Here is a 25,115-nt window from a genome sequence, read left to right on the forward strand (position 1 = left end):
CGGGCGCACGTCGGCCGGAACGCCCCCGGTGACCGCGGTCGCCGGGGGCGGTTCTACTCTTGGGGCGGACACAAAGCACCCAACCCCCACGAATCAGGAGCCGGCGGATGGATCACAGCGGGCACGGCACGATGACGGATCTGCCGCCGTTCACGCTGGGACGAGGCCTGGAGTGGTCCGCGGACCCGTTCTTCCTCCTCGCCTGCCTGCTGGGGCTGGCGCTGTACGGCTGGGGGGCCGTCCGGCTGGCGCGGCGCGGCGACAAGTGGCCGGTGGGGCGGACGGTCGCCTACGTCCTCGGTGTGCTGAGCATCGGGCTCATGATGTGCACCAAGCTGAACGACTACGGCATGGTCATGTTCAGCGTGCACATGGTGCAGCACATGGTGATCAGCATGGTGTCGCCGATCCTGATCCTGCTGGGCGCCCCGATCACGCTGGCGCTGCGCGCGCTGCCCCCGGCCGGCCGCGGCCGCAAGGGCCCCCGTGAGCTGCTTTTGATGCTGCTGCACAGCCGCTACATGCGGATCGTCACGCACCCCGCGTTCACCATCCCGCTGTTCATCGCGAGCCTGTACGGCCTGTACTTCACGCCGCTGTTCGACTTCCTCATGGGCTCCAAGGCGGGGCACATCGCGATGATGGTGCACTTCCTCGCCGTCGGCCTGGTCTTCTTCTGGCCGATCATGGGCGTGGACCCGGGTCCGCACCGGCCGGGTTACCTGATGCGGATGCTGGAGCTGTTCGCGGGCATGCCGTTCCACGCGTTCTTCGGTATCGCGCTGATGATGGCGTCCGCGCCGATGGTCGAGTCGTTCAAGAACCCGCCCGCCTCGCTCGGCATCGAGGCGCTCTCCGACCAGAACGCGGCCGGCGGTATCGCCTGGGCGTTCAGCGAGATCCCGTCCGTGCTGGTGCTGGTGGCGCTGCTGTTCCAGTGGTACGCCTCCGAACAGCGGCAGGCCAGGCGCACGGACCGGGCCGCCGACCGGGACGGGGACAAGGAACTCGAGGCGTACAACGCCTATTTGGCGTCACTGCACGCACGTGGCCACTGAAAGGCCTTCCCATTCAGTAGCATGAGGCGCGTCGGGGGAACCGCCGGGGGGAGCGGTGATGGTACTGCGCGCGTTCGTGCACGAGTTCGGGAAAACAGCGATTCGACACATCGCCGTCCTGCTGGCACTCGTTCTCGCGGTCAGCGGATGTGACAGAGAAGCGCCGTTGCTCGCGGTGAAGGCGGTGGCTGCGGGGGTTCCCTCGCTCGCCCCCTTCTTCGACGAGAGCAGCGGACTCGGACGGGACGCCGACGTACGGTCGCGGCCGGCGCGCGGCGGCCTTCAGCAGGGCGATTCCCCTGGTCTGTACGGCGGGACCAGGCAGCCGACGATCTGTGACGTCGACCGGCTGGAGCGCTATCTCACCGATCCCAGGAATCACCGCAAGGCACAGGCGTGGGCGACGGCGCGCGGAATTCACACGGGCGGGATTCGCGAGCATCTCGACCGGCTCACTCCGGTCCTCCTGCGCCACGACACCCTCGTGGAGAACCACGACTACAAAAAGGGAAAGGCTGTTCCCTTTCCTGCGCTCCTCCAGGCGGGAATCGCGATTCTCGTAGACGAGCGAGGACTTCCGGCCGTGAAGTGCTCATGCGGAAATCCCCTGCGCCCCTTCCAGGGGGACGCCGAGCGGATTTCGGTGACGTTCGAGGACGGCAACAAGAAATGGAAGGGATACGACCCTTCCTCCGTGGTGGCGGTACGGCCCGCGCCCCGGAAACTGGAACGGCTCGCCCTCGTCGACGTGGAAGACCCGGACCGGGGCATCGAGCGTCCCGTCGGCACGACGGGCGAGGCCGACTCCCTGTTCGACACGCGGGAGCGGCGTGCGGTGCCCCGGGTCGCCGGGACGACGTTCGGGACGGCGAGCCGGCGGCTGACCGACGCGGGACTGGCGGTCGTCCACGACGGGGCGGGGCTGCCGTCCGACGGTGCGCGGGTCACCGCGTCCGACCCGGCGGCCGGGACACGGCTGCGGTTCGGGGCGTACGTGACGCTGAGCGTGGCCGGGGGCGCGGGCGGGGACACCTCGCCGGGCACCTCTCGTGACGACCCCGGTGGGACCGACACCTCCCCGGGCTCGGGGTCGTCCCGGGCGGTGCCGCCCACGTCGACGTCGTCGTCGGGTCCGGACAGTCCTGGGCCGACGGATTCCGGATCCACACCGTCCGGGCCCACCGATTCCGGGCCGTCCGGTTCGGGGCCCGCGGAATCCGGCTCCACCGGCCCCACCGGACCCGGGTCGACGGATCCCGGCCCCACCGGTCCCGGGCCGACGGATTCCGGTCCCACGGGTTCCGACCCCACGGATCCGGGGTCGACCGACCCCGGGCCGCCGGATTCCGGCCGGACGGATCCCGGGCCGACGGATTCCCGGCCGACGGATTCGGGGGAGCCGACGGTTTCCGCGCCGACCCGTGAGGAGCCGAGCAGGGAACCGCCCCCTCCGCCCGGTGCGCCGCCCAGCTCCGAGCCGCCGCCCCCGTCGAACGCCGCGCCGCGTTCCAGCCCGCCGTCCACCGCGGCCGGCTCACCCCCGGCGGCCACCGGCTCACCGCCCACGGGCGACCCCGTGACCGGCAGCGCACCACCACCCCTGAGCAGCGTCACGGCCAGGAGAACCCCGGCGGCCACCGCCACCGTCCCCGCGTCCGGCACCCCCGCCGGCGATGCCCCCGTCGTCTGAGCTTCCGCCGGCTCACCATCGTCCAGAAACCCCCTTTTGGTCCCCCGCCGACACCCGGGAGTCACCAGATGTCTTCAGGATCACCGACGTCGGGAGCGGGCCGGGTCATCGCCGGCCGTTATCTGCTGCTGCGCCGGCTCGGCAGCGGCGGTATGGGACACGTCTGGCTCGCCCACGACCAGCGGCTCGCCTGCGAGGTCGCGCTGAAGGAGATCGTCTTCCGCGACGGGTCCGAGGCCGGGCCCGAACGGGAGGCCCGTGTCGCCCGGGCCCGCGCGGAGGCCCGGCACGCGGCCGGTCTGCGCGGTCATCCGCACGTGGTGACCGTGCACGACGTGCTGGAGCACGAGGGGCTGCCCTGGATCGTCATGGAGTACGTGAGGGACGCGGTCGACCTGCGTGAGCTGGTCGACCGGCGCGGTCCGCTCGCCCCCGCCGAGTGCGCCCGCATCGGTCTGGCCGTCCTGGACGCGCTGGCCGCCGGGCACGAGCGGGGCGTCATGCACCGGGATGTGAAACCGGCCAACATCCTGCTCGCACCGGACCGCACCGGCGCACCGTACGGGCGGGTCCTGCTCGCCGACTACGGCATCTCCGTGCAGCCGGACGCCGACGAGACGCGGTACACGATGGCGTCCGTGCTGGTCGGCACGGCGGGCTACCTGGCGCCGGAACGCGCCTCGGGCGGCCCGCCGACCCCGGCCGCCGACCTGTTCTCCCTGGGCTGCACGCTCTACTACGGCGTCGAGGGCCGCGGCCCGTTCGAGCGCGCGTCATACGTCGCGGCGATCACCGCGGCGGTCATGGAGGAGCCGCGTCCGCCGGCGCGGGCCGGGGCACTGGAGCCGGTGCTGCGGGGACTGCTCGTGAAGGACCCGCACCTGCGGATCACGCCGCTGGAGGCGGAGGCGGCGTTGTCGCTGATCGTCACGCCGCAGTCCGATGCCTACGAACGGACGCGGACCGATCCCGGCTCTCCCTCGCCCTGGGAGGCGCACGCGCCCGGCGCGGGCGTGCCCGCGTTCGGGTCGGCACCGGTGCCGGAGGTCTCGACCCCGCCCGGCGCGGACGGATTCGGCCCCACGTGGACGCCGGACCTTGCGCTCACGCCCGGCTGGAGCGTGCGCGGGCCCGGGCCTGGTACGGGCGGTGCCGGGGCCGCCGTGTCCCCGCCGGCCTACCGGCGGCGTCCGCGCCGCCGCCTCCTGCGGGCCGCCCTGGCCGGCGGCCTGGGCGTGGTCCTCGCCCTGAGCGGCGTCTGGTACGCCCTCGCCGACCGTACGAGCGACGGCACGGCGGCGCCGTACGGGGAGGCCGTGGGGCTCGTCGAGCCGCTCCAGGACGGTGACTGCGTGCTCGCCGACTGGCCCGGCGCCGTCCGCTTCTCGGGCACGCCCCGGCTCACCCTGGACCCCACCTGCCGCGAGCAGGCACCCGACGGGCAGGTGGTGGCGTTCGTCGAGGCCGCCTCCGCGGACGAGGCGCGCGAGCAGGGGCCGGCCCGGTGCGAGGAGCGGACGCGGGAGCTGCGCGACCGGCTCGCCGACGTCCGCAGTCATGCCGTCGTACCGACCGAGGCGGGGTTCGGGGCGGCCGGCCGGCGCACCGCCTGCCTGGTGCTGGGCGCGCACGGTCCGGTGTACGGGCCGCTCGGGGAGCGCCGGAGGTTCGGGACGCCGTTCGCCGACATCTCGACCATGCAGCGGCGGGACTGTCTGGACGTACGGACCAACCGGGACGCGCGGCTGGTGGCGTGCGGCGGTCCGCACGACGAGCAGGTGCTCGGATTCACCCGGCTGGGTGATGGCGTGACGCTCGCCGAGGCGCGGACGGAGTCGGACGCGGCGTGCGCGCGGGACGTGCCGCCGCGCGACTACGGCTTCGATCCGTCCGTCTACGAAGCCGGGTCCTGGACGAGCGCCGGCCCCTGGAAATCAGGCACACATGTCGTCGTCTGCACCGTACGGAAGCAGAACGGGGGCACCATGGAGGGGACCGAACCATGAGGAGGGTGTTGCGATGCCCAGTTCGTCCGGTTCATCTGGTTCCATGAATGGTTCGACCAAGACCATGGGGGCGCTCACCATCGGCGGACTCGTCGTGGTGACGGCCTACACGGTGGCGCTCGGCAGCAACGGCTGGCTCTGGTTCGGGTGGGTGGTCCTGGGGCTGATCACCCTGGGCATGGTCGCCACCCGCGGCTGAGGCTCACTGCCGGCTGAGGCGCCCGGCCGAGTGGACACCCGGCTGGTACTTCGGCAACCGGACGGTGATCTTCATGCCCGCGCCGACGGCGGTCTCGATGACGAGGCCGTGGTCGTCTCCGTAGACCTGGCGGAGCCGGTCGTCGACGTTGGACAGTCCGATGCCGCCCGACGGGCTGACCTCGCGCGCCAGGATGCGGCGCAGCAGGCCGGGGTCCATTCCGGCGCCGTCGTCCTCGATGACCACCAGCGCCTCGGCGCCCGCGTCCTGTGCGGTGATCTGGATGTGGCACTTGTCGGCCTTGCCCTCCAGACCGTGCTTGACGGCGTTCTCCACGAGCGGCTGCAGGCACAGGAAGGGCAGGGCGACGGGCAGCACCTCCGGGGCGATCTGGAGGGTGACGGAGAGGCGGTCGCCGAAGCGTGCCCGTACGAGCGCCAAGTAGTGGTCGATGGCGTGGAGTTCGTCGGCGAGGGTGGTGAAGTCGCCGTGCCGGCGGAAGGAGTAGCGGGTGAAGTCGGCGAACTCCAGGAGCAGTTCGCGGGCGCGCTCGGGGTCGGTGCGCACGAACGAGGCGATGACCGCGAGCGAGTTGAAGATGAAGTGCGGGGAGATCTGGGCGCGCAAAGCCTTGATCTCGGCCTCGATGAGCCGGGTGCGGGACTGGTCGAGGTCGGCCAGTTCGAGCTGCACGGAGACCCAGCGGGCGACCTCTCCGGCCGCCCGGACCAGCACGGCGGACTCGCGGGGCGCGCAGGCTACGAGGGCGCCGTGCACCCGGTCGTCGACGGTGAGCGGGGCGACGACCGCCCACCGCACCGAGCAGTCGGGGGTGTAGCAGGTCAGGCGGAAGGCTTCGCCCCGGCCGGTCTCCAGGGGGCCGGCGAGGCGTTCCATGATCTCGGTGCGGTGGTGGGCGCCCGCGCCGTCCCAGACGAGGACCTGTTCGTTGTCGGTCAGGCACAGGGCGTCCGTGCCGAGCAGGGAGCGCAGTTTGCGGGCCGACTTGCGGGCGGTCTCCTCCGTCAGGCCCGCCCGCAGCGGGGGCGCGGCGAGGGTGGCGGTGTGCAGGGTCTCGAAGGTGGCGTGCTCGACGGGGGTGCCTAGCCCGGCCAGGCTGGTGGGCCGGGCGGTGCGGCGGCCCAGCCAGAACCCGGCGGCCAGCAGCGGGAGCACGGCGACGCACAGGCCCGCCAGGAATCCGCTCACGCCGGTACCTCCGTCCGCAGTTCCTCGGGCAGGTGGAAGCGGGCCAGTACCGCCGCCGTGCCGGGCGGTACACGGCCTGGGGTGGCCAGGGACACCAGGATCATGGTGAGGAAGCCCAGCGGCACCGTCCACAGCGCGGGCCAGGCGAGCAGGGCGTGCAGTGCCCCTGCGCGGGGGAAGCCGGTCATGGTCGCGGCGACGGCGAGCAGCGCGGAGCCGCCGCCCACCAGCATCCCCGCCGCGGCGCCGGGCGGTGTCAGCCGCCGCCACCAGATGCCGAGCACGAGCAGCGGGCAGAAGGAGGACGCGGACACCGCGAAGGCCAGCCCCACGGCGTCGGCCACCGGCAGACCTCCGACCAGGACACTCGCCAGGAGCGGGACGGCCATGGCGAGCACCGTACCGAGCCGGAAGTGCCGTACGCCGCGCGCCGGCAGCACGTCCTGCGTGAGCACACCCGCCACGGCCATGGTCAGCCCGGAGGCCGTCGACAGGAACGCGGCGAAGGCGCCCCCGGCGATCAGGGCGCCCAGCAGGTCGCCGCCCACTCCCCCGATCATGCGCTCGGGCAGCAGCAGCACGGCCGCGTCCGCGTCGCCGCTGAGGGTGAGTTCGGGGGCGTAGAGGCGGCCGAGCGCGCCGTAGACCGGGGGCAGCAGGTAGAAGGCGCCGATCAGGCCGAGCACGGCGACGGTGGTGCGGCGGGCGGCGACCCCGTGCGGGCTGGTGTAGAAGCGGACCACGACGTGCGGCAGGCCCATGGTGCCGAGGAAGGTGGCGAGGATCAGCCCGTACGTGGCGTACAGCGGGCGTTCCTCGCGGCTCTCGGCCCGGGACGGCGACAGGACGCCGCCGCTGCTGCGGTCCGCCCGCGGGACGGGGGCGCCCTCGGCGAAGGTGAGGCGGGTGCCGCGTTCGATGCGGTGGGTGCCGGCGGGGAGTTCGATCCGGGTGTCGGCGTGCGTCCGGCCTTCGACGGTGCCGCTCACGGTGACCGCCAGGGGCCGGTCGAGCTTGAGGTCGAGGCTGTCCTGGACGCGGACGACGCGCTGTTCGCGGAAGGTGGCCGGTTCGTCGAATGCGTGGCGGGGCGCGCCGTCGCTCTGCCAGGCGAGGATCAGGAAGAGGGCGGGGACGAGCAGGGCGGTGAGTTTGAGCCAGTACTGGAAGGCCTGCACGAAGGTGATGCTGCGCATGCCGCCGGCGGCGACGGTGGCGGTCACGACGACGGCGACGATCACCCCGCCCAGCCAGTCGGGCGCCCCGGTGAGCACGGTCAGCGTCAGCCCGGCGCCCTGGAGCTGGGGCAGCAGGTACAGCCAGCCGACGCCCACGACGAAGGCGCCCGCCAGCCGCCGCACCGCCTGGGAGGCGAGCCGGGCCTCGGCGAAGTCGGGGAGGGTGTAGGCGCCGGAGCGGCGCAGCGGGGCGGCGACGAACAGGAGCAGGACCAGGTATCCGGCGGTGTAGCCGACGGGGTACCAGAGCATGTCGGGGCCCTGGACCAGGACGAGGCCGGCTATGCCCAGGAAGGAGGCGGCGGAGAGGTACTCGCCGCTGATGGCAGCGGCGTTGAGGCGGGGGCCGACGGTGCGGGAGGCGACGTAGAAGTCGGAGGTGGTGCGGGAGATGCGCAGGCCGAAGGCGCCGACGAGGACGGTCGCCACGACGACGAGGGCGACGGCGGGAACGGCGTAACTCGGGTTCACGGCGGGACTGTCCTCGCTCTGCTCAGCGGTCTTCGACGAGTCGTACGAAGTCGCGTTCGTTGCGTTCCGCGCGCCGCACGTACCAGCGGGCGAGCAGGACCAGCGGGGCGTACAGGCCGAAGCCGAGGACCGCCCAGGCCAGGCGGCGGGACTCGGGGGTGACCGCGAAGAGCAGCGGCAGGGGCCCGACGAGCAGGGCGAGGACCGCGAACACGGCGAGGCCGGCGCGCAGTTGGGTCCGCATCAGGGAGCGGACGTAGGTGTGGCCGAGGGTGGTCTGCTCGTCGATCTCGGTGCGCGGGCGGTAGTAGCCGGAGGTCCGGCGGGCCTGCCGGGGCGGGCCGGTGACGACGACGCGGCGTTCGGTCGGATCCTGGGGCACGGGTGCTCCCCCTAGCTCGTGGTGCGGCGCATCAGCAGGTCCCGCAGTTCGCGCGCGTGGCGCCTGCTGACCTGGAGTTCCTCGGAGCCGACCAGGACGCTGACGGTGCCCGCGTCGAGTCGGAGTTCGCCGATGTGGCGCAGGGCGACCAGATGGCGGCGGTGGATGCGGACGAAGCCGCGGGAGTGCCAGCGCTCCTCCAGCGTGGACAGCGGGATGCGGACGAGGTGGCTGCCCTTGTCGGTGTGGAGTCGGGCGTAGTCGCCCTGGGCCTCGACGTGGGTGATGTCGTCGACGGCGACGAACCGGGTCACGCCCCCCAGCTCGACGGGTATGTGGTCCGGGTCCGGTTCGTGCACGGGTATGCGCGGGGCGGTGCCGCGCAGTTCGGCGGCGCGCCGTACGGCCTCGGCGAGCCGTTCCTTGCGGACGGGCTTGAGCACGTAGTCGACGGCCTTGAGGTCGAAGGCCTGGACGGCGAAGTCCTCGTGGGCGGTGACGAACACGACGAGCGGCGGCCGGGCGAACCCGGTGAGCAGCCGGGCCAGGTCCAGTCCGTCGAGACCGGGCATCTGGATGTCGAGGAAGACGACGTCGATCGCCTCCGGCCCGTCCGGCCCGGACTCCAGCGCGCGGTTGATGCGCCGCAGGGCCTCGGTCGCGTCGCCGGCGCCCTCGGCGCTGCCGACGCGGGGGTCCGCGTTCAGCAGGTAGAGCAGTTCCTCCAGCGAGGGGCGTTCGTCGTCGACGGCGAGGGCGCGCAGCATGAACGTGGAGTGTAGGTGGAATCCGAACGTGTGGACATGTGCTGGTCGTGGACGTCACCACCGGCCACGGTGGCCGCGTTCGCGCTGCCCACGGTGCGTGGCGCGGTGGATACAGTGCCCGCATGAACAGCAGGCCCACGCCGTTCGACGAGCTCGACCGGAAGATCATCACGGCGCTGACGGCGAACGCCAGGACGTCGTTCGCGGAGATCGGCGCGGCCATCGGCCTGTCGTCGACGGCGGTCAAGCGCCGGGTGGACCGGCTGCGCGAGACGGGCGTGATCACCGGGTTCACGGCCACGGTGAAGCCGTCCGCGCTGGGCTGGCGCACGGAGGCGTACGTCGAGGTGTACTGCGAGGGGGCCGCCCCGCCGAGGCGGCTCGCGGAGGTCGTCCGCAACCACCCGGAGATCACGGCGGCGATGACGGTGACGGGCGGCGCGGACGCCCTGCTGCACGTGCGGGCGCGCGACGTGGAGCACTTCGAGGAGGTGCTGGAGCGGATCCGTGCGGAGCCCTTCATCCGGAAGACGATCAGCGTGATGGTGCTGTCCCACCTGCTCCCGGAGAGCCCGGAGGCGGGCACCAGCCAGCCGGCACCGGAATGAGAGCCGGGGCCCGGCAGCCGGCACCGGAACGAGAGCGCGGAGACCGGCGCCGGTCGGCCAGCGCCGCATGAGAGCCCGGGGGCGGGCACCAGTCGGCCAGCGCCGGGATCCGAGCTCCGAGGCCGACACCGGGCGGCCCGCGCCCGCATCAGGACCCCGGCCGACACCGACCGGTCCGCGCCCGCATCCGAAGGGAGCGCCCGGGGCGGGCGGGGACGAGCCGACGTACCCGGAGATGAGAGCTCAGGGACGCGCAGCGAACGTGCGTCGACCTGCTCGAAGACGCAGCATTGCTGCGCGAACACGCAGCCGTTGTTCCTTGTCGGCCGTCTCCCTCCCTTCCTACCGTGGTGTCAACCCCCAGTCACTCACCGTCAGGAAGCGGAGGGACCCCTCTGTGCCCGACTCCCGTGTGCCGCGCCGGCGGCGCTTCCTCGTCTGCGAACCCAGACACTTCGCCGTGCAGTACGCGATCAACCCGTGGATGCGTCCCGACGAACCCGTCGACGTGATCCGCGCGCTGGACCAGTGGCAGGCGCTGGTCGACACCTACCGTGCCCACGGACATACCGTGGACACCGTGAAACCGGTCCCCGGCCTGCCCGACATGGTGTTCGCCGCCAACGCGGCGGTCGTCGTCGAGGGCCGTGTCTTCGGCTCCCTCTTCCACGCGCCCGAGCGCCGCCCGGAGTCCGTGCCGTACGAGGCGTGGTTCAAGGCGGAAGGCTTCGAGGTGTACCACCCCGAGTCCGTCTGCGAGGGCGAGGGCGACCTGGTCCAGGCCGGGCGCTGGATCCTGGCCGGCACGGGCTTCCGTACCACCCGTGAGGCACACCGGGAGGTGCAGGAGTTCTTCGGGCTCCCGGTGATCAGCCTGACGCTGGTGGATCCGTACTTCTACCACCTGGACACGGCGCTGTTCGTCCTCGACGACGACAATGTGGCCTACTACCCCGAGGCCTTCTCGCCCGGCAGCCGGGAGGTGCTCGCGCGGCTCTACCCGGACGCGGTGATCGCGACCCGTGAGGACGCGATGGCCTTCGGCCTGAACTCCGTGTCCGACGGGCGCCATGTGTTCGTCTCACCGGGGGCGACGGCCCTCGCCGACCAGCTCGCCGAGCGTGGTTACGCCCCCGTCCCCGTCGACCTGTCCGAGTTCCACAAGGCAGGCGGCGGCATCAAGTGCTGCACCCAGGAAATCCGGGAGAACCGTTCATGACCGCACCCGCGCACACCCGTGGCTCCGCCGAGCTGATCGAGGCCGAGGAGCCGGTCCTCGCGCACAACTACCACCCGCTGCCCGTGGTGGTCGCCCGCGCCGAGGGCGCGTGGATGGAGGACGTGGAGGGCCGCCGCTACCTCGACATGCTGGCCGGCTACTCGGCCCTCAACTTCGGCCACCGCCACCCCGCGCTGATCGAGGCCGCCCACCGGCAGCTGGACCGTCTCACCCTCACCTCGCGCGCCTTCCACAACGACCGGCTCGCCGGGTTCGCCGAGCGGCTGGCCGCGCTGACCGGCCTGGACATGGTGCTGCCCATGAACACCGGCGCGGAGGCGGTGGAGAGCGGCATCAAGGTGGCCCGCAAGTGGGCGTACGACGTCAAGGGCGTCCCGGCCGACCGGGCGACGATCGTGGTCGCCGCGGACAACTTCCACGGGCGTACGACGACGATCGTCAGCTTCTCCACGGACGAGACGGCCCGGTCCGGCTTCGGTCCCTTCACCCCGGGCTTCCGGATCGTGCCGTACAACGACCTGGCCGCGCTGGAGGCGGCGATCGACGACACGACGGCGGCCGTGCTCATCGAGCCCATCCAGGGCGAGGCGGGGGTCCTCATCCCGGACGACGGCTACCTGACCGGCGTACGGGAGCTGACCCGGAGGGCGGGCTGCCTGTTCATGGCGGACGAGATCCAGTCCGGACTCGGCCGCACCGGCCGCACGCTGGCCGTCGAGCACGAGTCGGTCGTGCCGGACGTCGTCCTGCTCGGCAAGGCGCTGGGCGGCGGGATCGTGCCGGTGTCCGCGGTGATCGCCCGCCGGGAGGTGCTCTCGGTGCTGCACCCCGGTGAGCACGGCTCCACGTTCGGCGGCAACCCGCTGGCAGCGGCGGTCGGCACGGCAGTGGTCGAGCTGCTGGAGACGGGAGAGTTCCAGCGCCGGGCGTCCGAGCTGGGCGTCCTCCTGCGCGAGGGACTGGAAGGCCTGGTCGGCAGGGGCGTGGTCGGCTTCCGCTCGCGCGGCCTGTGGGCGGGCGTGGACATCGACCCGGCCCTCGGCACGGGACGCGAGATCAGCGAACGCCTCATGCGGGAGGGAGTGCTGGTCAAGGACACCCACGGCTCGACGATCCGCATCGCACCACCCCTGACGATCACGGGCGAGGAGCTTCAGGAGGCGCTCGGGGTGCTGGAGAAGGTGCTGGTGCGGGGGGTGTGAGAGCCGCGGGCGGTGGGGCGGTTTCCCGGGCCGCCCCGCCGCCCTGCCCGCCCGGACGGGACGATGCCCTGTCTCCTCGGACCGGGTCACCGCCCGGCGCCCCGCCCGGGCCACGCTCGACCGTTCCCCCGCCCCGCCAGGTGCTCCCGCCCGAACACAACCGTTCCCCCGCCCCGCCAGGTGCTCACGCCCGAACACAACCGTTCCCGCGCACCCCAGGTGCTCCCGCCCGAGCACCGCTCGACCGTTCCCCCGCCCCACCAGTGCTCCCGCCCGAGCACCCACGCAACCGGCCCAAGGTCCCCGCCCGGACCGCGTTCGACCCGCGCTCCTCCCGGAGGAGGGGTGAAGATTGAGACAGGTGGTGGTAGACCACTCTCAGCTACAGAGAGGTCGACCGTGGGCGCACACGAGGAGCACGGCGTTGCCCGGCAGCGGTTCGACGTGGCCGATGCCGCGCCCCTGTTGCTCGACGCGCAGGGCGTGGTGACGAGCTGGACGAGGGACGCGCAGCGACTGCTGGCGTACACGGCCTCCGAGGCGGTGGGCAGGAAGCTGGCCGACCTGCTGGCCGAGGAGGACGCGGCACGGGTGCCGGACCTGGTCGAGCGGTGCCGCAGGGACGGCGGCTGGGCGGGCCTTCTGACGGCCCGCGCCCGGGACGGTCAGCCGGTCGGGGTCGCGGTGCGGATCACCCCGACCCAGGAGGCGAACGGCCGCTCCCAGTGGCTGGTGCTGCTGTCGGAGCTGGCCCAGGCCCCCGGCTGGGACATGAGCCGCATCGTGCTGGAGCAGATGGTCGCCGACTCGCCGGTCGGCATCGCCATCGTGGACACCGACCTGCGCTTCGTGTGGTCGAACCCCGCGCTGGAGCAGTTCGGCGGGGGACCGGCGCACCAGCGGCTGGGACTGCGGCTGCGGGACGTCCAGCCGGGCCTGGACTCCGAGTCCATCGAGAGGCAGATGCGGTACGTGCTGGAGACCGGTGAACCGGTGGTCGGCTACGAGCACGTGGGCCGCGCACGGTCGGCGCCGCTGCGGGAGACGGCGCACATGATGTCGTTCACCCGGCTCGAGAACGAGCAGGGCCGCCCGATGGGCGTCTACTACACCGTCCTGGACATCACCGAGCGGCACCGCGCCCGGCAGCGGCTGGCCCTGCTGGACCGGGCCGGTGAGCACATCGGCCGCACCCTGGACATCATGCGGACCGCTCAGGAGCTGGCCGACGTGGCCGTGCCGGGGCTGGCCGACTTCGTCACCGTCGACCTGCTGGAGACGGTGCTGCGCGGCGGCGAGCTCCCACCCGGGCCGCTCGCGGACAGTGACACGGTGACGCTGCGCCGCGCGGCTCACCGCTCGGTGGACGCCAGTGTCCCCGAGGCCGTCGTCGAGATCGGAGGCGTGGCGACCTACCAGGCCGGAGCGCCCCCGATCCGCTCCCTGACCACCGGCCGGTCCTGGCGCCGGGAGCACCTCGACCCGCTCGCCCGGCACTGGGCCACGGACACGCCGGGCCGCCAGGAGGCCACCTTCCTGGAGCTGGGCCTGCACAGCGTGATGATCGTCCCGATCCGGGCGCGGGGCACCACCCTCGGGGTGACCACGTTCTTCCGGCACCGCCGGCAGGACCCCTTCGACGACGGCGACCTGAACCTGGCCGAGGACCTCGTCTCCCGCGCGGCCGTCTGCGTGGACAACGCCCGGCGCTACACCCGCGAGCGCGACGCCGCGCTCGTCCTGCAGCGCAGCCTGCTCCCGCACCGGCTGCCCGAGCAGGACGCGGTGGAGGTGGCGGCCTGCTACCAGCCGGCCGACGAGCTGACCGGTCTCGGCGGCGACTGGTACGACCTGATCCCGCTGTCCGGGGCGCGGGTCGCCCTCGTCGTGGGCGAGGTGCCCGGGCACGGCATCGACGCCGCCGCGGCCATGGGACAGCTGCGGACCGCCGTACGGACCCTCGCGGCCCTGGATCTGCCTCCCGAGGAGGTGCTCGCCCACCTCGACGACCTGGTGGCCCGCTCGGCGCGGGACGAGGGCTTCGAGGTGGGGGCGGGCACCGACCGTACCCAGGCGGGGTCGGGATGCGTGTACGTCGTCTACGACCCCGTCGACGGGCGGTGCACCATGGCCGCCGCGGGCCATCCCGCGCCCGCCGTGGTGAAGCCCGACGGCACGGTTGCTTTCGTCGAGCTGCCGCAGGGGCCGCCCCTCGGGGTGGGCGGCCCGCCGTTCGAGGCGGTGGAGCTGGCGTTGGCGGAGGGCAGCACGCTCGCGCTCCACACCGACGGGCTGCTGGCCCGCGGGGACAGCTGGGTGGTCGACGCCGGCCGGGAGCGGCTGCGCGGGGCACTGGAGCGAACCGCGTCCTCGCTGGAGCTGCACTGCCGGGCCGTGATCGACGCCCTGGTCCCGGCCCGCCCGTACGACGACGTGGCGCTGCTGATGGCCCGGACCAAGCGGCTCGGCGCGGAACAGGTCGCTGCCTGGGACCTGCCCGCCGACCCGGCCGTCGTCGCCGAGGCCCGCAGGTCGGCCAGCCGGCAGCTGTCACGCTGGGGCCTGGAGGAGCTGGTCTTCACCACTGAGCTGGTGGTCAGTGAGCTCGTCACCAACGCCATCCGGCACGCCGCCGGCCCGATCCGGCTCCGGCTGATCCGCGAACGGGCCCTGGTCTGCGAGGTCTTCGACGGCGGTGCCACCGCACCCCACCTGCGCCACCCGCGCACCACCGACGAGGGCGGGCGCGGGCTGCTGCTGGTCTCCCAGCTCACCCAGCGCTGGGGCACGCGCTTCCTCCCCGACGGGAAGATCATTTGGGCGGAGCAGTCGCTGACGGAGCCGCCGGAGTGAGGGAACCGACGTCCTGACGAGCCCCATCAGGACCGTTCCGACACTGCTCAGTCCGTACATAACGTGCGAAACTGGTGCGACCCCGGCGGGGAGGCGACAGCCATGACCGATGCGGCGATCGACTACACGGCGGTGTTCCACGGCCTGCCCGGCATGGTGGCGCTCCTGACGCCCGAGCTGGTGTTCGCGGACGCCAACGATGATTACCTCCGCATGTCCGGGCGCACCCGCGAGCAGCTAGTGGGCCGCTACCTCTTCGACGTCTTCCCGGACAACCCGGGCGACCCGGCCGCGAACGGCATGCGCAATCTCGAGGCGTCGCTGTACCGGGTCCTGGCGACCGGCGAGCGCGACGCCATGGCCCTGCAGCGCTACGACGTGGAGGCCCCCGGCCGGTCCGGCGAGTGGGAGGAGCGCTACTGGAGCCCGGTGAACGCGCCGGTGCCCGGTCCCGACGGGAAGGTGGCGCTGATCGTGCACCGCGTCGAGGAGGTCACGGAACTGATCCGGGCCCGCGGCGGTCACCGCACGGGGCGGCCCCGGGCCTTGGAGGCCGAGCTGTACACGCGCGCCCGCGACCTTCAGGAGCTCAACGAACGCCTGCGCGACGCGCACGCCCGGGAGCGCGAGGTGGCGCTGGCCCTGCAGGAGGCGATGCTGCCCGCGCCCCGGCAGGTCGGCCACCACCAGGCCGCCGTCCGCTACCGCCCGGCGGTGGGCGCGCTCAATGTGTGCGGGGACTGGTACGACCTGGTGGACCTGGTGGGCGGGAACCGCATCGGTGTGTCCGTGGGAGACGTGGTCGGCCACGGGCTGGCGGCGGCCGGTGTGATGGGCCAGCTGCGCAGCGCGCTGAGCGCCGCGTCCCGCGTCGCCGCCGGGCCCGGGCAGGCCCTGGACGTCCTCGGGCGCTACGCCCACGTGGTCGACGGCGCCGAGTCGGCGACCGCGGTCACGACCTTCATCGACCACGACCGCCACACCATCACCTACAGCAGCGCCGGCCACCCCCCGCCCGCGCTGGTCGCCCCGGACGGCCACATGGAGTTCCTCGACCGGGCCACCGACACACCGCTCGACGCCCGCCCCGACCCGATCCCCAGACCCCAGGCCGTCACCACGTACACGAACGGCGCCACCCTCGTGCTCTACACCGACGGCTTGATCGAACGGCGCCGGGAGGACATCGACACCGGTCTGGCCCGCCTGGCCGACTCCCTGCGCCGCCACCGGGGCCAGGATCCCGAGACCCTGGCCGACGCGATGCTGCGGGAACTGCTGCCGCCCGGCGGCGCCACCGACGACACGGCGCTGATCGTGGTGCGGCTGTGATCCCAGGAGGGCCTAGGAGGGGTGCCTCTCGTGGGCGAGCCGGCCGACGCGGTCCACGTTCTCCCGGTCCTCGGCGTCCGTGCTGGGCTCTCCGGCGAACCAGGCGTCGAGGATCTCCTTCAGCAGCGGCTCCGACGTCAGACGCAGGCTGAGGGCCAGCACGTTCGCGTCGTTCCAGCGGCGGGCCCCGTCCGCCGTGTAGGCGTCCGTGCACAGGGCGGCCCGTACGCCGGGCACCTTGTTGGCGGCGATCGAGGCGCCGGTGCCGGTCCAGCAGCACACCACCGCCTGGTCCGCCGTCCCGTCGGCGACCTCGCGGGCCGCCGCCTGCGAGCACGCCGCCCACTGGGGGTCGTCCCCGGGGCGCAGGGCGCCGTGCGGCAGCACCTCGTGCCCGCGGTCGCGCAGCTCGGCGACGAGGCGGCGGGCCACGGGTTCGTCCATGTCCGAGGAAACAGAGATCCGCATGGTTCGGAGACTACTCGGCGTGGCGGCGATGGCCACCTCGGGCGGCTGCCCGCCGGGCTGATGTGGAGTCAGTACATCGGCAAAGGATCGGCCGGGTAGGCGCGGGCGTGGTGCCGGGCCACCGCGCCTGCACCTACACTGGCAGCCCACGACATGCCGGTCGACCTGCTGGAACGCGGCGACCCCGCCCACCCGCACGAGTCGAGGAGCGCCCTTGTTCTACCACTTGCTCAAATACGTGCTGCTGGGTCCCCTGCTGAGACTGGTCTTCCGGCCTCGGATCGAAGGCCTGGACCATGTGCCGGAGTCGGGCGCGGCCATCGTCGCGGGCAACCATCTGTCGTTCTCGGACCACTTTCTGATGCCCGCGGTCCTCAGGCGCCGCATCACCTTCCTCGCCAAGAAGGAGTACTTCACGGGTCCCGGGATCAAGGGCCGGCTGACCGCGGCGTTCTTCCGCAGCGCCGGGCAGATCCCGGTCGACCGCACCGGCAAGGACGCGGGCCAGGCCGCGATCCGCGAGGGTCTCGGCGTGCTGAGCAAGGGAGAGCTGCTCGGCATCTACCCGGAGGGCACGCGCTCGCACGACGGGCGGCTCTACAAGGGCAAGGTCGGCGTCGCGGTGATGGCCCTCAAGGCAGGGGTTCCGGTCATTCCCTGCGCGATGATCGGCACCTTCGAGGCCCAGCCGCCGGGCAAGGTCATCCCCAGCATCCACCCCGTGGTGATCCGCTTCGGCGAGCCCCTCGACTTCTCCCGCTACGTCGGCATGGAGAACGAGAAGGCCGTCCTGCGGGCCATCACCGACGAGATCATGTACGCCATCCTGTCCCTGTCCGGGCAGGAGTACGTCGACGAGTACGCGGCCGTGGTGAAGGCCCAGGAGGCCGAGCAGAAGGCGGAGAAGGACCGCCGGTTCCCGCGGATGCCGCTGAGCTGAGGTCTGCCGTCGGCAGAGCACCGTGGTGGGTTTCCGCCGGCCGTAGGGTCGCGGAGTGCGACATGCTGTGGTGATCGGGGCGACGGGCCAGATCGGCCGGCCGGTGGTGCACGCTCTGGTGCGGGACGGCTGGGAGGTGACGGCCGCGTCGCGCGGCGGGGGCCGGGACGAGAGCTGGCCCGGCGAGGTACGGGCGGTGCGCCTGGACCGCGAGGACGACGCCGCGCCGGCCGCGCTGATCGGCGGCGGCTGCGACACCGTGGTCGACATGGTCGCCTAAGGGGCGCGCCATGCACGGCAGTTGAGGGCCCTTGCCGACCGCATCGGCTCGGCGGTGGTGATCTCCACCGTGTCGGTGTACGAGGACGGCAAGGGACGCGACTTCGACACGATGGGCGAACCGGACGGCTTCCCGGCGTACCCCGTGCCGATCCCGGAGGAGCAGCCGACGGTCCCGCCGGGGGACGCCACGTACAGCACGGGCAAGTCGGCCCTGGAGCGGGAACTGCTGGCGGCGGGCGACCGGTTGCCTGCGACGCTGCTGCGCGCGGGCGCGGTCCACGGCCCGCACTGCCCGCTCCCCCGCGAGCTGTACTTCGTGACGCGCAACCTCGACGGCCGCCGCCGGAGGGTGCTCGCCCACGGCGGCCGGAGCAGGTTCCACCCGGCTGCCGCCCGCAACATCGCCGAGCTCGTCCGGCTGGCGGCGGCCCGGCCCGGCTCCAGGACACTGAACGCCTGTGACCCCGAGGCGCCGACGGTGGCCGAGATCGGCGCGGCGGTCGACACGGTGATGGGCGTCGAGACCGAGACGGTGGTGGACGGGCCGGAGCCGTCGCCGTCGGTGGGCCGCTCGCCCTGGTCCGTCCCGCTTCCGGTGGTGTGCGACAGGTCGGCGGCGGAGCGGGAGTTGGGCTACCGGCCCGTCGTGTCGTACGCGGAGAGCCTGCCGGAGACAGTCGACTGGCTCGCCGCGCACCTCTCCGGGCGGGACTGGCGGGAGGCGTTCGCGACCCTCGCGAGGGCTTACCCCGACCTCTTCGACTACGCGGCGGAGGACGCCTGGTTCGCGGCACGAGCGACATGAGTGAGGGGTGGCCGGTGCACCGGCCACCCCTCACCACCGTACGGTGGGCGCCTACGGCTTCGGCGTGGCGTGCGGCGCGCACGTCACGTCCGCGCCGTCCAGCTTGCCGGTGAGCAGGTAGGTGTCCACGCGGGTGTTGACGCACGGGTTGGTCAGGCTGGTGACCCCGTGGGAGCCCGCGTCCTTCTCGGTTATCAGTCGCGAGCCCTTGAAGCGCTGGTGCAGTTCGACGGCGCCCTCGTAGGGGGTGGCCGCGTCACGCTCCGCCTGGACGATGAGGACCGGCGGAAGTCCCTTGCGGGTCTTGACGTTCAGCGGCGTCTGCTGCTTGACGGGCCAGGTGGCGCACGGCAGGTTCATCCACGCGTTGGCCCACGTCATGAACGGGTGGTCCTGGTGCAGCCGCGTGTTGTCCCGGTCCCACCTCTGCCAGTTGGTGGGCCACTTGGCGTCGGCGCACTCCACGGCCGTGTAGACGGCGTTGCCGTTCTCGGAGGCGGCGTTGCCCGCGGTGTCGGACAGGTCGGGGGCGGCGGCGTCGACGAGCGCCTGGGTGTCGCCGGCGACGTACTTGCTGAACACCGTCGCGACCGGAGCCCACGAGGAGTCGTAGTACGGCGCGCTCTGGAAGAAGGAGATCAGCTCGGCCGGGCCGACGACCCCGCCGATGGGGTTCTTCTTGGCGGTGGCGCGCAGTTCGAGCCACTTGGCCTGGACCTCTGCGCGGGTGTCGCCGAGGTGGTAGGTGGCGTCGTTCTTGGCGACCCAGTCCTGCCAGTCCTTCCAGCGCGTCTCGAAGGCGACGTCCTGGTCGAGGTTGGCCTGGTACCAGATCTTCTCCTGGGACGGGTTGACGACGCTGTCGACGACCATGCGGCGCACATGGCCCGGGAAGAGGGTGCCGTAGACGGCGCCGAGGTAGGTGCCGTAGGAGACGCCGAGGAAGTTGAGCTTCTTCTCGCCGAGCGCGGCGCGGATGACGTCGAGGTCACGCGCGGTGTTCGGCGTGGTCATGTGCGGCAGCATCGCGCCGCTGCGCTCGTAGCAGCCCTCGGCGTACTCGCGGGCCAGCTTGCGCTGGGCGAGCTTGTCGGCCTCGGAGTCGGGCACCGGGTCCATCTTGGGTGCCTTGACGAACTCCTGCGGGTCGACACAGGAGATGGGCGCGGACTTGCCGACGCCGCGCGGGTCGAAGCCGACGAAGTCGTACGCCTTGGCCACGTTGGCCCAGAGCGGGTTCTTGGTGGTGACCCGGCGCGGGAAGCGCAGTCCGGAGCCGCCGGGGCCGCCCGGGTTGTAGACGAGCGCGCCCTGGCGCTCCGTCTTCGTCCCGGTGTGGCCCACCCGGTCGACGGCGAGCTTGATCTGCTTGCCGTACGGCTTGGCGTAGTCGAGCGGGACCGTCACCCAGCCGCACTGGATCGGCTTCTCCAGCCCCCAGTCGGCGGGACAGTCCTGCCAGTCGACCCCGGTCTTCGCCGCCCGGGCGGCGGCGATCGCGACGCCCCGGGCCTCGCGGTCCTGCTGGTGGCCGGTGGCCGCCCCGGCGGTGGGTGCGGTGACGGCGCCGGCGATGAGGGTGGCGGCGACGATGGTGCCGGCCGAACCGAGCGCCAAGGCCCGGCTCTTCGGTCTCGTGTCCCTCAAGGGGACCTCCCCGTACATGGTGACGAATGGGTACGGGGATCCTCGCGGCTGCAAGGCGTCCAGGGACAGAGGGTGTTGGCCTTCTTTGCCAATCCGATAAGCGGATAGGGATTTCCCGATATCCGGATAGGGATTTCCCTCCGACGGTGTGTCAGCCGAGGGAGTCGAGGGCCTCATTCAGCATCCGGCGCAGCAGCCGTGCGTCCGGCGCCACCGCGGTCACCAGCGCCGCGGGCCCGGCGAGCGGCATCACGGCGGCGCCCTCCTCCAGTGTCCGCGCCGTCACCGGACGCTCCAGGAACTCGGGCCGCACCACGACGAGTTGTCCGACGGCCCGGTGTCCCGCGAGCACGGCGGGCCCGTCCCAGCCGCCCGGGGCGCCGGGTCCGCAGGCCAGTTCCTGGTCGAGGACGGTGTGTCCGGCGCTCCGCACGGTCAGCCGGCTGGTGAGCCGCCCTGGCTCCTCACCGGCCCGCCCCAGCACCTGCTCCTCGCGCAGCACGAGCCGGGCCGCGGCCCCCAGGTCGGCCCGTGTGGTGACGTACAGGTCGCTGCCGCGGGCGGAGATCAACTGCTCGGGGAGCCAGTGCAGTTCGGCCCCGTCGGCGACGGTGAGCCGTACGTCGTAGCGGGCCTCCCCCTTGGCCTGGCCCGGCAGCGCGATGGTGGCGGCGGCCGATCCGACGCGCAGTCGTGCCCCCTGTGCCACGTCCGCCGCCACGGCGAAGTGGTCCCCGCCGAGGGGCCCGCTCATGGCCCCGACCAGCATGACCCGCGCCTCGTCGGCGCTGCCCCGGGTCCGCCGCAGCGCCAGCGGTCCGTCGCTCTCCAGCACGGGCAGGTCGGTCCCGCCCCGGCCGTCGGCCCGGGCAAGGATCCGCGCGGCGGCCCGTACCCCGGTCGTCCCGGTCGTCCCGGTCGTCCCGGTGGTCCCGATGGTCCCGGAGGTCCGGGGAGTACCGGGAGCCCCGGTGCTCCCGGGCGTCCGGGTGGCACCGGCAGCCCCGGTCGCGCCGGTTGCGCCGGTCCCCCCGGTCGGGCCAGCCAGCCCGGCTGCCTCCGCCACGCCGGTCACGCCGGTCACGCGGTCCACGCGGCGAGCCGCGCGCGCACCCAGTCGGCGACGTCCCGCACGCCCGTCTCGCTCCGCAACGACTGGAACACAACCGGCAGTTGGGCCCGCTGCGCCTTGGCGTCGGCCGCCATCCGCGCGAGGTCGGAGCCGACGTACGGCGCCAGGTCCGTCTTGTTGACGACGAGCAGGTCGGCCGTGGTCACGCCGGGCCCGCCCTTGCGCGGAATGTCGTCGCCGCCGGCGACGTCGATGACGAAGATCTGCGCGTCGACCAGCCCCTTGGAGAAGGTGGCGGTGAGATTGTCGCCACCGGACTCCACCAGGATCAGGTCCAGCGGCCCGACCGCGTCCTCCAGGTCCTCCACGGCCTCCAGGTTGGCGGAGATGTCGTCCCGGATCGCGGTGTGCGGGCAGGCCCCCGTCTCCACGGCGGTGATCCGCTCGGGCGGTAGCACGGCCTCCCGGAGCAGGAACTCGGCGTCCTCGCGGGTGTAGATGTCGTTGGTGACGACGGCCAGGGACAACTCGTCGCGCAGGGCCCGGCAGAGGGCGGCGACGGTCGCGGTCTTGCCGGAGCCGACGGGGCCGCCGAGGCCGATGCGCAGCGCACGGCGGCTGCCGTCGGGCCGCTGGGCGTCGGCGCTGAGAGCGGCCGGGCCGTCGTGGGTGTGGGTGTGGTCGAGGTGCATGGGGCGGCTCCTGCTTCTCTGTGCCTACGGTGCTTCTCGGCCGGCCGTTGTTTCGGGGCCGTTGATGACTTGTCGGCCGACCGTCTCGGGACGGCGGGTGGCCTCCCGGCCGGCCGTCTCGGGACGGTCGGGTGGGCGAGGTCGGGGGTCGGGGGGCCGAGCCCCCGGCGGGGTCGAAGGGGCGGAGCCCCTGGAGAGGGGACGGGTAGGGGGGCGGTGGGGGCGAGCACCGCTACGACGCGAACAGACGTACAGCCCAGGCCGCATGCACCTCCGCGCCGATCTCGAGCAACGGAGCGGAGGCCGCGGGCAGCACGTCGACTCCCCCGTCGACCACCCGCCGCGCCGCCTCCACCGCACGGTCGGCCACCAGGTCCGTCTCCGGCGCCAGCCGCGCGAGCACAGCGGTAGCGTCGAGGGGGTCCAGGCTCAGCAACCGCACCGTCGCCGTCGCCGGCCCGCTGACGCTCTCGTAGGCCGCGCAGTACGCGGCGTCGAGGGGGCCCAGCCCGGCCGCCCGCGCCGCGAGTCCCAGCACCACCGGCTGATGGGCGCCCTTGGGGAACTCCCGTGCCAGGGCGTCGAGTTGTCTCGACGGCCAGGTGGCCCGCGCGGCCCGCATCAGCTGCCGTCCCAGTCTGCGGGCGGCGGCGCGCAGGGCGGGCGACGGCGTACGGGCGTCCGCGGCCGCGTCGAGGGCGACCGGGTCGGTCCCCAGGGCCGCCGCCGCGGCCAGTGAGGCCGACACCAGCCCTGCCGTGTGCAACCGCCCCCGGCAGAAGTCCGCGAGGCTCGCCGCCCCGGTGACACGCCCGGCCTTGACGGCGGCCTCGGCCCCGCCGGAGTGCGCATGCCCTCCGGCGGGAAAGCGGCCGTCGGCCAGGACGAGGAGTGCTGCTCGTGACATCACAACGTCCTCGGCGCCGTCAGAAGAGGAAGTACCGCTGGGCCAGGGGCAGTTCGGCGGCGGGAGCCGCCTCGACCAGCTCCCCGTCGATGTGCACGGCGAAGCTGTCCGGGTCGATCCGCACCTCGGGTCGTGTGTCGTTCTCGCGCATGTCGGCCTTGGTGACGCGGCGCGTGGAGTCGATGGCCACGAACCGCTTCCCGAGCCCCAGCCGTTCCGGCAGCCCGTCCTCGATCGCCAGCGGCGCCACGAAATTGAAGGAGTTGGACGCCGGCGCCCGCCCGATCGCCCCGTACATCGGCCGTGGGAGGATCGGCTGCGGGGTCGGGATGGAGGCGTTGGCGTCGCCCATCTGCGCGTACGCGATCTGCCCGCCCTTGAGGACGAGCTGCGGCTTGACGCCGAAGAACGCCGGTTCCCACAGCACCAGGTCGGCGAGCTTGCCGGACTCTACGGAACCGATCTCACGCGCCAGTCCCTGCGCGAGCGCCGGGTTGATCGTGTACTTGGCGACATAGCGACGTACCCGCCGGTTGTCCGCGCGCCCGTCCCCCGGCAGCGCGCCCCGCCGCCGCTTCATCACATGGGCCGTCTGCCAGGTCCGCATGACGACCTCACCGACGCGCCCCATGGCCTGCGAGTCGGACGAGATGATCGAGATGGCGCCGAGGTCGTGGAGGATGTCCTCCGCCCCGATCGTGGACGGCCGGATCCGGGACTCGGCGAAGGCGAGGTCCTCCGGCACCGCCGGGTTCAGGTGGTGGCACACCATCAGCATGTCGAGGTGTTCCTCGGTGGTGTTGACGGTGAACGGCCGGGTCGGGTTGGTCGAGCTGGGCAGCACGTGCGGCTCGGAGACGACGGTCATGATGTCCGGGGCGTGCCCGCCGCCCGCGCCCTCGGTGTGGTAGGCGTGGATGCCGCGCCCGGCGATCGCGGCGAGCGTGTCACCCACGAATCCGGCTTCGTTGAGGGTGTCGGTGTGGATGGCCACCTGGATGCCGGTCTGCTCGGCGACGGTGAGCGAGGCGTCGATGACGGCCGGGGTCGACCCCCAGTCCTCATGCAGCTTCAGACCGAGTGCGCCGCCCCGGATCTGGGACAGCATCGCCTCGTGGGAGACGGTGTTGCCCTTGCCGAGCAGGCCGACGTTGAGCGGGTAGGCCTCCATCGACTCCAGCATCCGGGCCAGGTGCCAGGGGCCGGGTGTGACGGTGGTGGCCTTGGAGCCCTCGGCCGGTCCGGTACCGCCGCCGACGAGCGTGGTGATGCCCGCGGAGAGCGCCTCGTCGGCGATCTGCGGGCAGATGAAGTGGACGTGCGCGTCGATCGCCCCGGCGGTCAGGATCCGACCGTTGCCCGCGATGATCTCCGTCTCCGGGCCGATGACCAGGTCGGGGTGGACGCCGTCCATGGTGTCGGGGTTGCCGGCCTTGCCGATGCCGGTGATCCGGCCGTCGCGGATGCCCACGTCGGCCTTGACGATGCCCCAGTGGTCGACGATGACCGCTCCGGTGACGACGGTGTCCGGTGTGCCGTCCGCGCGCGTGGCACGCGCCTGGCCCATGGACTCGCGGATGACCTTGCCGCCGCCGAAGACGGCCTCGTCACCGGCGCGGCCGGGACCGCCGGAACGGTCCTCCTCGATCTCGATCAGCAGGTCGGTGTCGGCGAGCCGGATACGGTCGCCGGTGGTCGGTCCGAACAGGTCGGCGTACGCGGCACGGGAGATCTCAGGCATCGAGGGCACCTCCGGTCTCCCCGCGCAGGCCGGGGACGACCCGGGCGCCGGTGAGCGGGACGAGTTCGACGTCGACGGGGATCCCGGGTTCGAAGCGGACGGCGGTGCCGGCGGCGACGTTCAGCCGCTTGCCGCGCGCTGCGGCACGGTCGAACTCCAGACCGGGGTTGGCCTCGGCGAAGTGGTAGTGGGAGCCGACCTGCACGGGCCGGTCGGCGGCGTTGAGGACGGTCAGCCGGGTGACCTCGCGGCCCTCGTTGTAGGCAATCGGGTCCTCGGCGAACAGGATTTCTCCGGGAATCACGG

General features: G+C 72.8%; 21 protein-coding genes and 1 pseudogene. 11 read left to right on the top strand and 11 right to left on the bottom strand.

Annotated elements, in window-relative coordinates; translation table 11 throughout:
• Positions 1-107 precede the first annotated feature (107 nt).
• The 4 genes from ACFPZJ_RS06575 to ACFPZJ_RS06590 all read left to right on the top strand — a co-directional run bounded on the left by ACFPZJ_RS06575 (position 108) and on the right by ACFPZJ_RS06590 (position 4,953).
• Entirely contained in the window at positions 108-1,058 is a 951-nt protein-coding gene (locus ACFPZJ_RS06575) for a cytochrome c oxidase assembly protein (protein WP_381018510.1), read from the top strand.
• Between the two features lie 175 nt (positions 1,059-1,233).
• Complete coding sequence (locus ACFPZJ_RS06580) at positions 1,234-2,748, top strand: DUF6777 domain-containing protein (protein ID WP_381018995.1); 1,515 nt, start codon at positions 1,234-1,236, stop codon at positions 2,746-2,748.
• Between the two features lie 68 nt (positions 2,749-2,816).
• Positions 2,817-4,754, top strand: a complete 1,938-nt coding sequence (locus tag ACFPZJ_RS06585; protein WP_381018513.1) for a serine/threonine-protein kinase — start codon at positions 2,817-2,819, stop codon at positions 4,752-4,754.
• A 43-nt stretch (positions 4,755-4,797) separates the two neighbouring features.
• Positions 4,798-4,953, top strand: coding sequence for a hypothetical protein (locus tag ACFPZJ_RS06590; RefSeq protein WP_381018516.1), 156 nt, complete (start codon positions 4,798-4,800; stop codon positions 4,951-4,953).
• Between the two features lie 3 nt (positions 4,954-4,956).
• Here ACFPZJ_RS06590 and ACFPZJ_RS06595 read toward each other — a convergent pair whose 3' ends face one another.
• Genes ACFPZJ_RS06595 through ACFPZJ_RS06610 form a run of 4 tightly spaced genes read right to left on the bottom strand, consistent with a single transcriptional unit; the run spans position 4,957 to position 9,020 of the window.
• Positions 4,957-6,162, bottom strand: coding sequence for a sensor histidine kinase (locus ACFPZJ_RS06595; RefSeq protein WP_381018519.1), 1,206 nt, complete (start codon positions 6,160-6,162; stop codon positions 4,957-4,959).
• Positions 6,159-7,871: a sodium/solute symporter gene (locus ACFPZJ_RS06600; protein ID WP_381018521.1), complete on the bottom strand. Its 1,713-nt coding sequence runs from the start codon at positions 7,869-7,871 to the stop codon at positions 6,159-6,161. The genes ACFPZJ_RS06595 and ACFPZJ_RS06600 overlap by 4 nt, the downstream gene beginning before the upstream one ends.
• A gap of 22 nt (positions 7,872-7,893) precedes the next feature.
• Positions 7,894-8,253 (bottom strand): hypothetical protein, encoded by a 360-nt coding sequence (locus tag ACFPZJ_RS06605; protein WP_381018524.1) that lies wholly within the window; start codon positions 8,251-8,253, stop codon positions 7,894-7,896.
• Positions 8,254-8,264: 11 nt separating this feature from the next.
• Positions 8,265-9,020 carry a LytR/AlgR family response regulator transcription factor gene (locus tag ACFPZJ_RS06610; RefSeq protein ID WP_381018527.1) on the bottom strand — a complete coding sequence of 252 codons (756 nt, stop codon included), beginning with the start codon at positions 9,018-9,020 and terminating at the stop codon, positions 8,265-8,267.
• Between the two features lie 122 nt (positions 9,021-9,142).
• On the opposite strand from ACFPZJ_RS06610, the gene ACFPZJ_RS06615 reads away from it, so the two are divergent.
• From ACFPZJ_RS06615 to ACFPZJ_RS06635, 5 genes are all read left to right on the top strand, one after another.
• Positions 9,143-9,628 (top strand): Lrp/AsnC family transcriptional regulator, encoded by a 486-nt coding sequence (locus ACFPZJ_RS06615; RefSeq protein ID WP_381018530.1) that lies wholly within the window; start codon positions 9,143-9,145, stop codon positions 9,626-9,628.
• 397 nt (positions 9,629-10,025) lie between these two features.
• Positions 10,026-10,847, top strand: a complete 822-nt coding sequence (gene ddaH / locus ACFPZJ_RS06620; protein WP_381018533.1) for a dimethylargininase — start codon at positions 10,026-10,028, stop codon at positions 10,845-10,847.
• Positions 10,844-12,070 (top strand): ornithine--oxo-acid transaminase, encoded by a 1,227-nt coding sequence (gene rocD, locus ACFPZJ_RS06625; RefSeq protein ID WP_381018535.1) that lies wholly within the window; start codon positions 10,844-10,846, stop codon positions 12,068-12,070. The genes ddaH and rocD overlap by 4 nt, the downstream gene beginning before the upstream one ends.
• Positions 12,071-12,469: 399 nt before the next feature.
• Positions 12,470-14,923 (top strand): SpoIIE family protein phosphatase, encoded by a 2,454-nt coding sequence (locus ACFPZJ_RS06630; RefSeq protein WP_381018538.1) that lies wholly within the window; start codon positions 12,470-12,472, stop codon positions 14,921-14,923.
• 102 nt (positions 14,924-15,025) lie between these two features.
• Positions 15,026-16,255, top strand: a complete 1,230-nt coding sequence (locus tag ACFPZJ_RS06635) for a PP2C family protein-serine/threonine phosphatase (protein ID WP_381018540.1) — start codon at positions 15,026-15,028, stop codon at positions 16,253-16,255.
• 12 nt (positions 16,256-16,267) lie between these two features.
• Here ACFPZJ_RS06635 and ACFPZJ_RS06640 read toward each other — a convergent pair whose 3' ends face one another.
• The gene (locus tag ACFPZJ_RS06640; RefSeq protein ID WP_381018542.1) at positions 16,268-16,723 is read right to left on the bottom strand and encodes an RpiB/LacA/LacB family sugar-phosphate isomerase; all 456 of its coding nucleotides are present in this window, start codon (positions 16,721-16,723) and stop codon (positions 16,268-16,270) included.
• A gap of 214 nt (positions 16,724-16,937) precedes the next feature.
• Between ACFPZJ_RS06640 and ACFPZJ_RS06645 the strand changes: the two genes are divergently transcribed.
• Positions 16,938-17,663 (top strand): lysophospholipid acyltransferase family protein, encoded by a 726-nt coding sequence (locus tag ACFPZJ_RS06645; RefSeq protein ID WP_381018544.1) that lies wholly within the window; start codon positions 16,938-16,940, stop codon positions 17,661-17,663.
• Positions 17,664-17,730: 67 nt separating this feature from the next.
• A pseudogene (locus ACFPZJ_RS06650) lies at positions 17,731-18,750 on the top strand (NAD-dependent epimerase/dehydratase family protein).
• A gap of 51 nt (positions 18,751-18,801) precedes the next feature.
• Here the strand turns inward: ACFPZJ_RS06650 and ACFPZJ_RS06655 are convergent.
• From ACFPZJ_RS06655 to ACFPZJ_RS06680, 6 genes are all read right to left on the bottom strand, one after another.
• Positions 18,802-20,397 (bottom strand): alpha/beta hydrolase, encoded by a 1,596-nt coding sequence (locus ACFPZJ_RS06655; protein WP_381018547.1) that lies wholly within the window; start codon positions 20,395-20,397, stop codon positions 18,802-18,804.
• Positions 20,398-20,548: 151 nt separating this feature from the next.
• On the bottom strand, positions 20,549-21,334 hold the full coding sequence (locus ACFPZJ_RS06660) for an urease accessory protein UreD (protein ID WP_381018996.1): 786 nt from the start codon (positions 21,332-21,334) through the stop codon (positions 20,549-20,551).
• 143 nt (positions 21,335-21,477) lie between these two features.
• On the bottom strand, positions 21,478-22,161 hold the full coding sequence (gene ureG, locus ACFPZJ_RS06665; protein ID WP_381018550.1) for an urease accessory protein UreG: 684 nt from the start codon (positions 22,159-22,161) through the stop codon (positions 21,478-21,480).
• Between the two features lie 232 nt (positions 22,162-22,393).
• The gene (locus ACFPZJ_RS06670; protein ID WP_381018552.1) at positions 22,394-23,068 is read right to left on the bottom strand and encodes an urease accessory protein UreF; all 675 of its coding nucleotides are present in this window, start codon (positions 23,066-23,068) and stop codon (positions 22,394-22,396) included.
• Positions 23,069-23,087: 19 nt separating this feature from the next.
• Entirely contained in the window at positions 23,088-24,809 is a 1,722-nt protein-coding gene (locus tag ACFPZJ_RS06675; protein WP_381018554.1) for an urease subunit alpha, read from the bottom strand.
• On the bottom strand, positions 24,802-25,113 hold the full coding sequence (locus ACFPZJ_RS06680; protein WP_215122868.1) for an urease subunit beta: 312 nt from the start codon (positions 25,111-25,113) through the stop codon (positions 24,802-24,804). The genes ACFPZJ_RS06675 and ACFPZJ_RS06680 overlap by 8 nt, the downstream gene beginning before the upstream one ends.
• Positions 25,114-25,115 lie beyond the last annotated feature (2 nt).

It is taken from the genome of Streptomyces bullii, from assembly GCF_042657145.1.
In the GTDB taxonomy this organism is placed as follows: Bacteria; Actinomycetota; Actinomycetes; order Streptomycetales; family Streptomycetaceae; genus Streptomyces; species Streptomyces bullii.

Coding starts and splice junctions, on each gene's coding strand:
- ACFPZJ_RS06615 (WP_381018530.1), top strand. CDS start 9,143: ATGAACAGCAGGCCCACGCCGTTCGACGAGCTCGACCGGAAGATCATC.
- ACFPZJ_RS06635 (WP_381018540.1), top strand. CDS start 15,026: ATGACCGATGCGGCGATCGACTACACGGCGGTGTTCCACGGCCTGCCC.
- rocD (WP_381018535.1), top strand. CDS start 10,844: ATGACCGCACCCGCGCACACCCGTGGCTCCGCCGAGCTGATCGAGGCC.
- ureG (WP_381018550.1), bottom strand. CDS start 22,161: ATGCACCTCGACCACACCCACACCCACGACGGCCCGGCCGCTCTCAGC.
- ACFPZJ_RS06670 (WP_381018552.1), bottom strand. CDS start 23,068: ATGTCACGAGCAGCACTCCTCGTCCTGGCCGACGGCCGCTTTCCCGCC.
- ACFPZJ_RS06610 (WP_381018527.1), bottom strand. CDS start 9,020: ATGCTGCGCGCCCTCGCCGTCGACGACGAACGCCCCTCGCTGGAGGAA.
- ACFPZJ_RS06590 (WP_381018516.1), top strand. CDS start 4,798: ATGAATGGTTCGACCAAGACCATGGGGGCGCTCACCATCGGCGGACTC.
- ACFPZJ_RS06675 (WP_381018554.1), bottom strand. CDS start 24,809: ATGCCTGAGATCTCCCGTGCCGCGTACGCCGACCTGTTCGGACCGACC.
- ACFPZJ_RS06640 (WP_381018542.1), bottom strand. CDS start 16,723: ATGCGGATCTCTGTTTCCTCGGACATGGACGAACCCGTGGCCCGCCGC.
- ACFPZJ_RS06575 (WP_381018510.1), top strand. CDS start 108: ATGGATCACAGCGGGCACGGCACGATGACGGATCTGCCGCCGTTCACG.
- ACFPZJ_RS06585 (WP_381018513.1), top strand. CDS start 2,817: ATGTCTTCAGGATCACCGACGTCGGGAGCGGGCCGGGTCATCGCCGGC.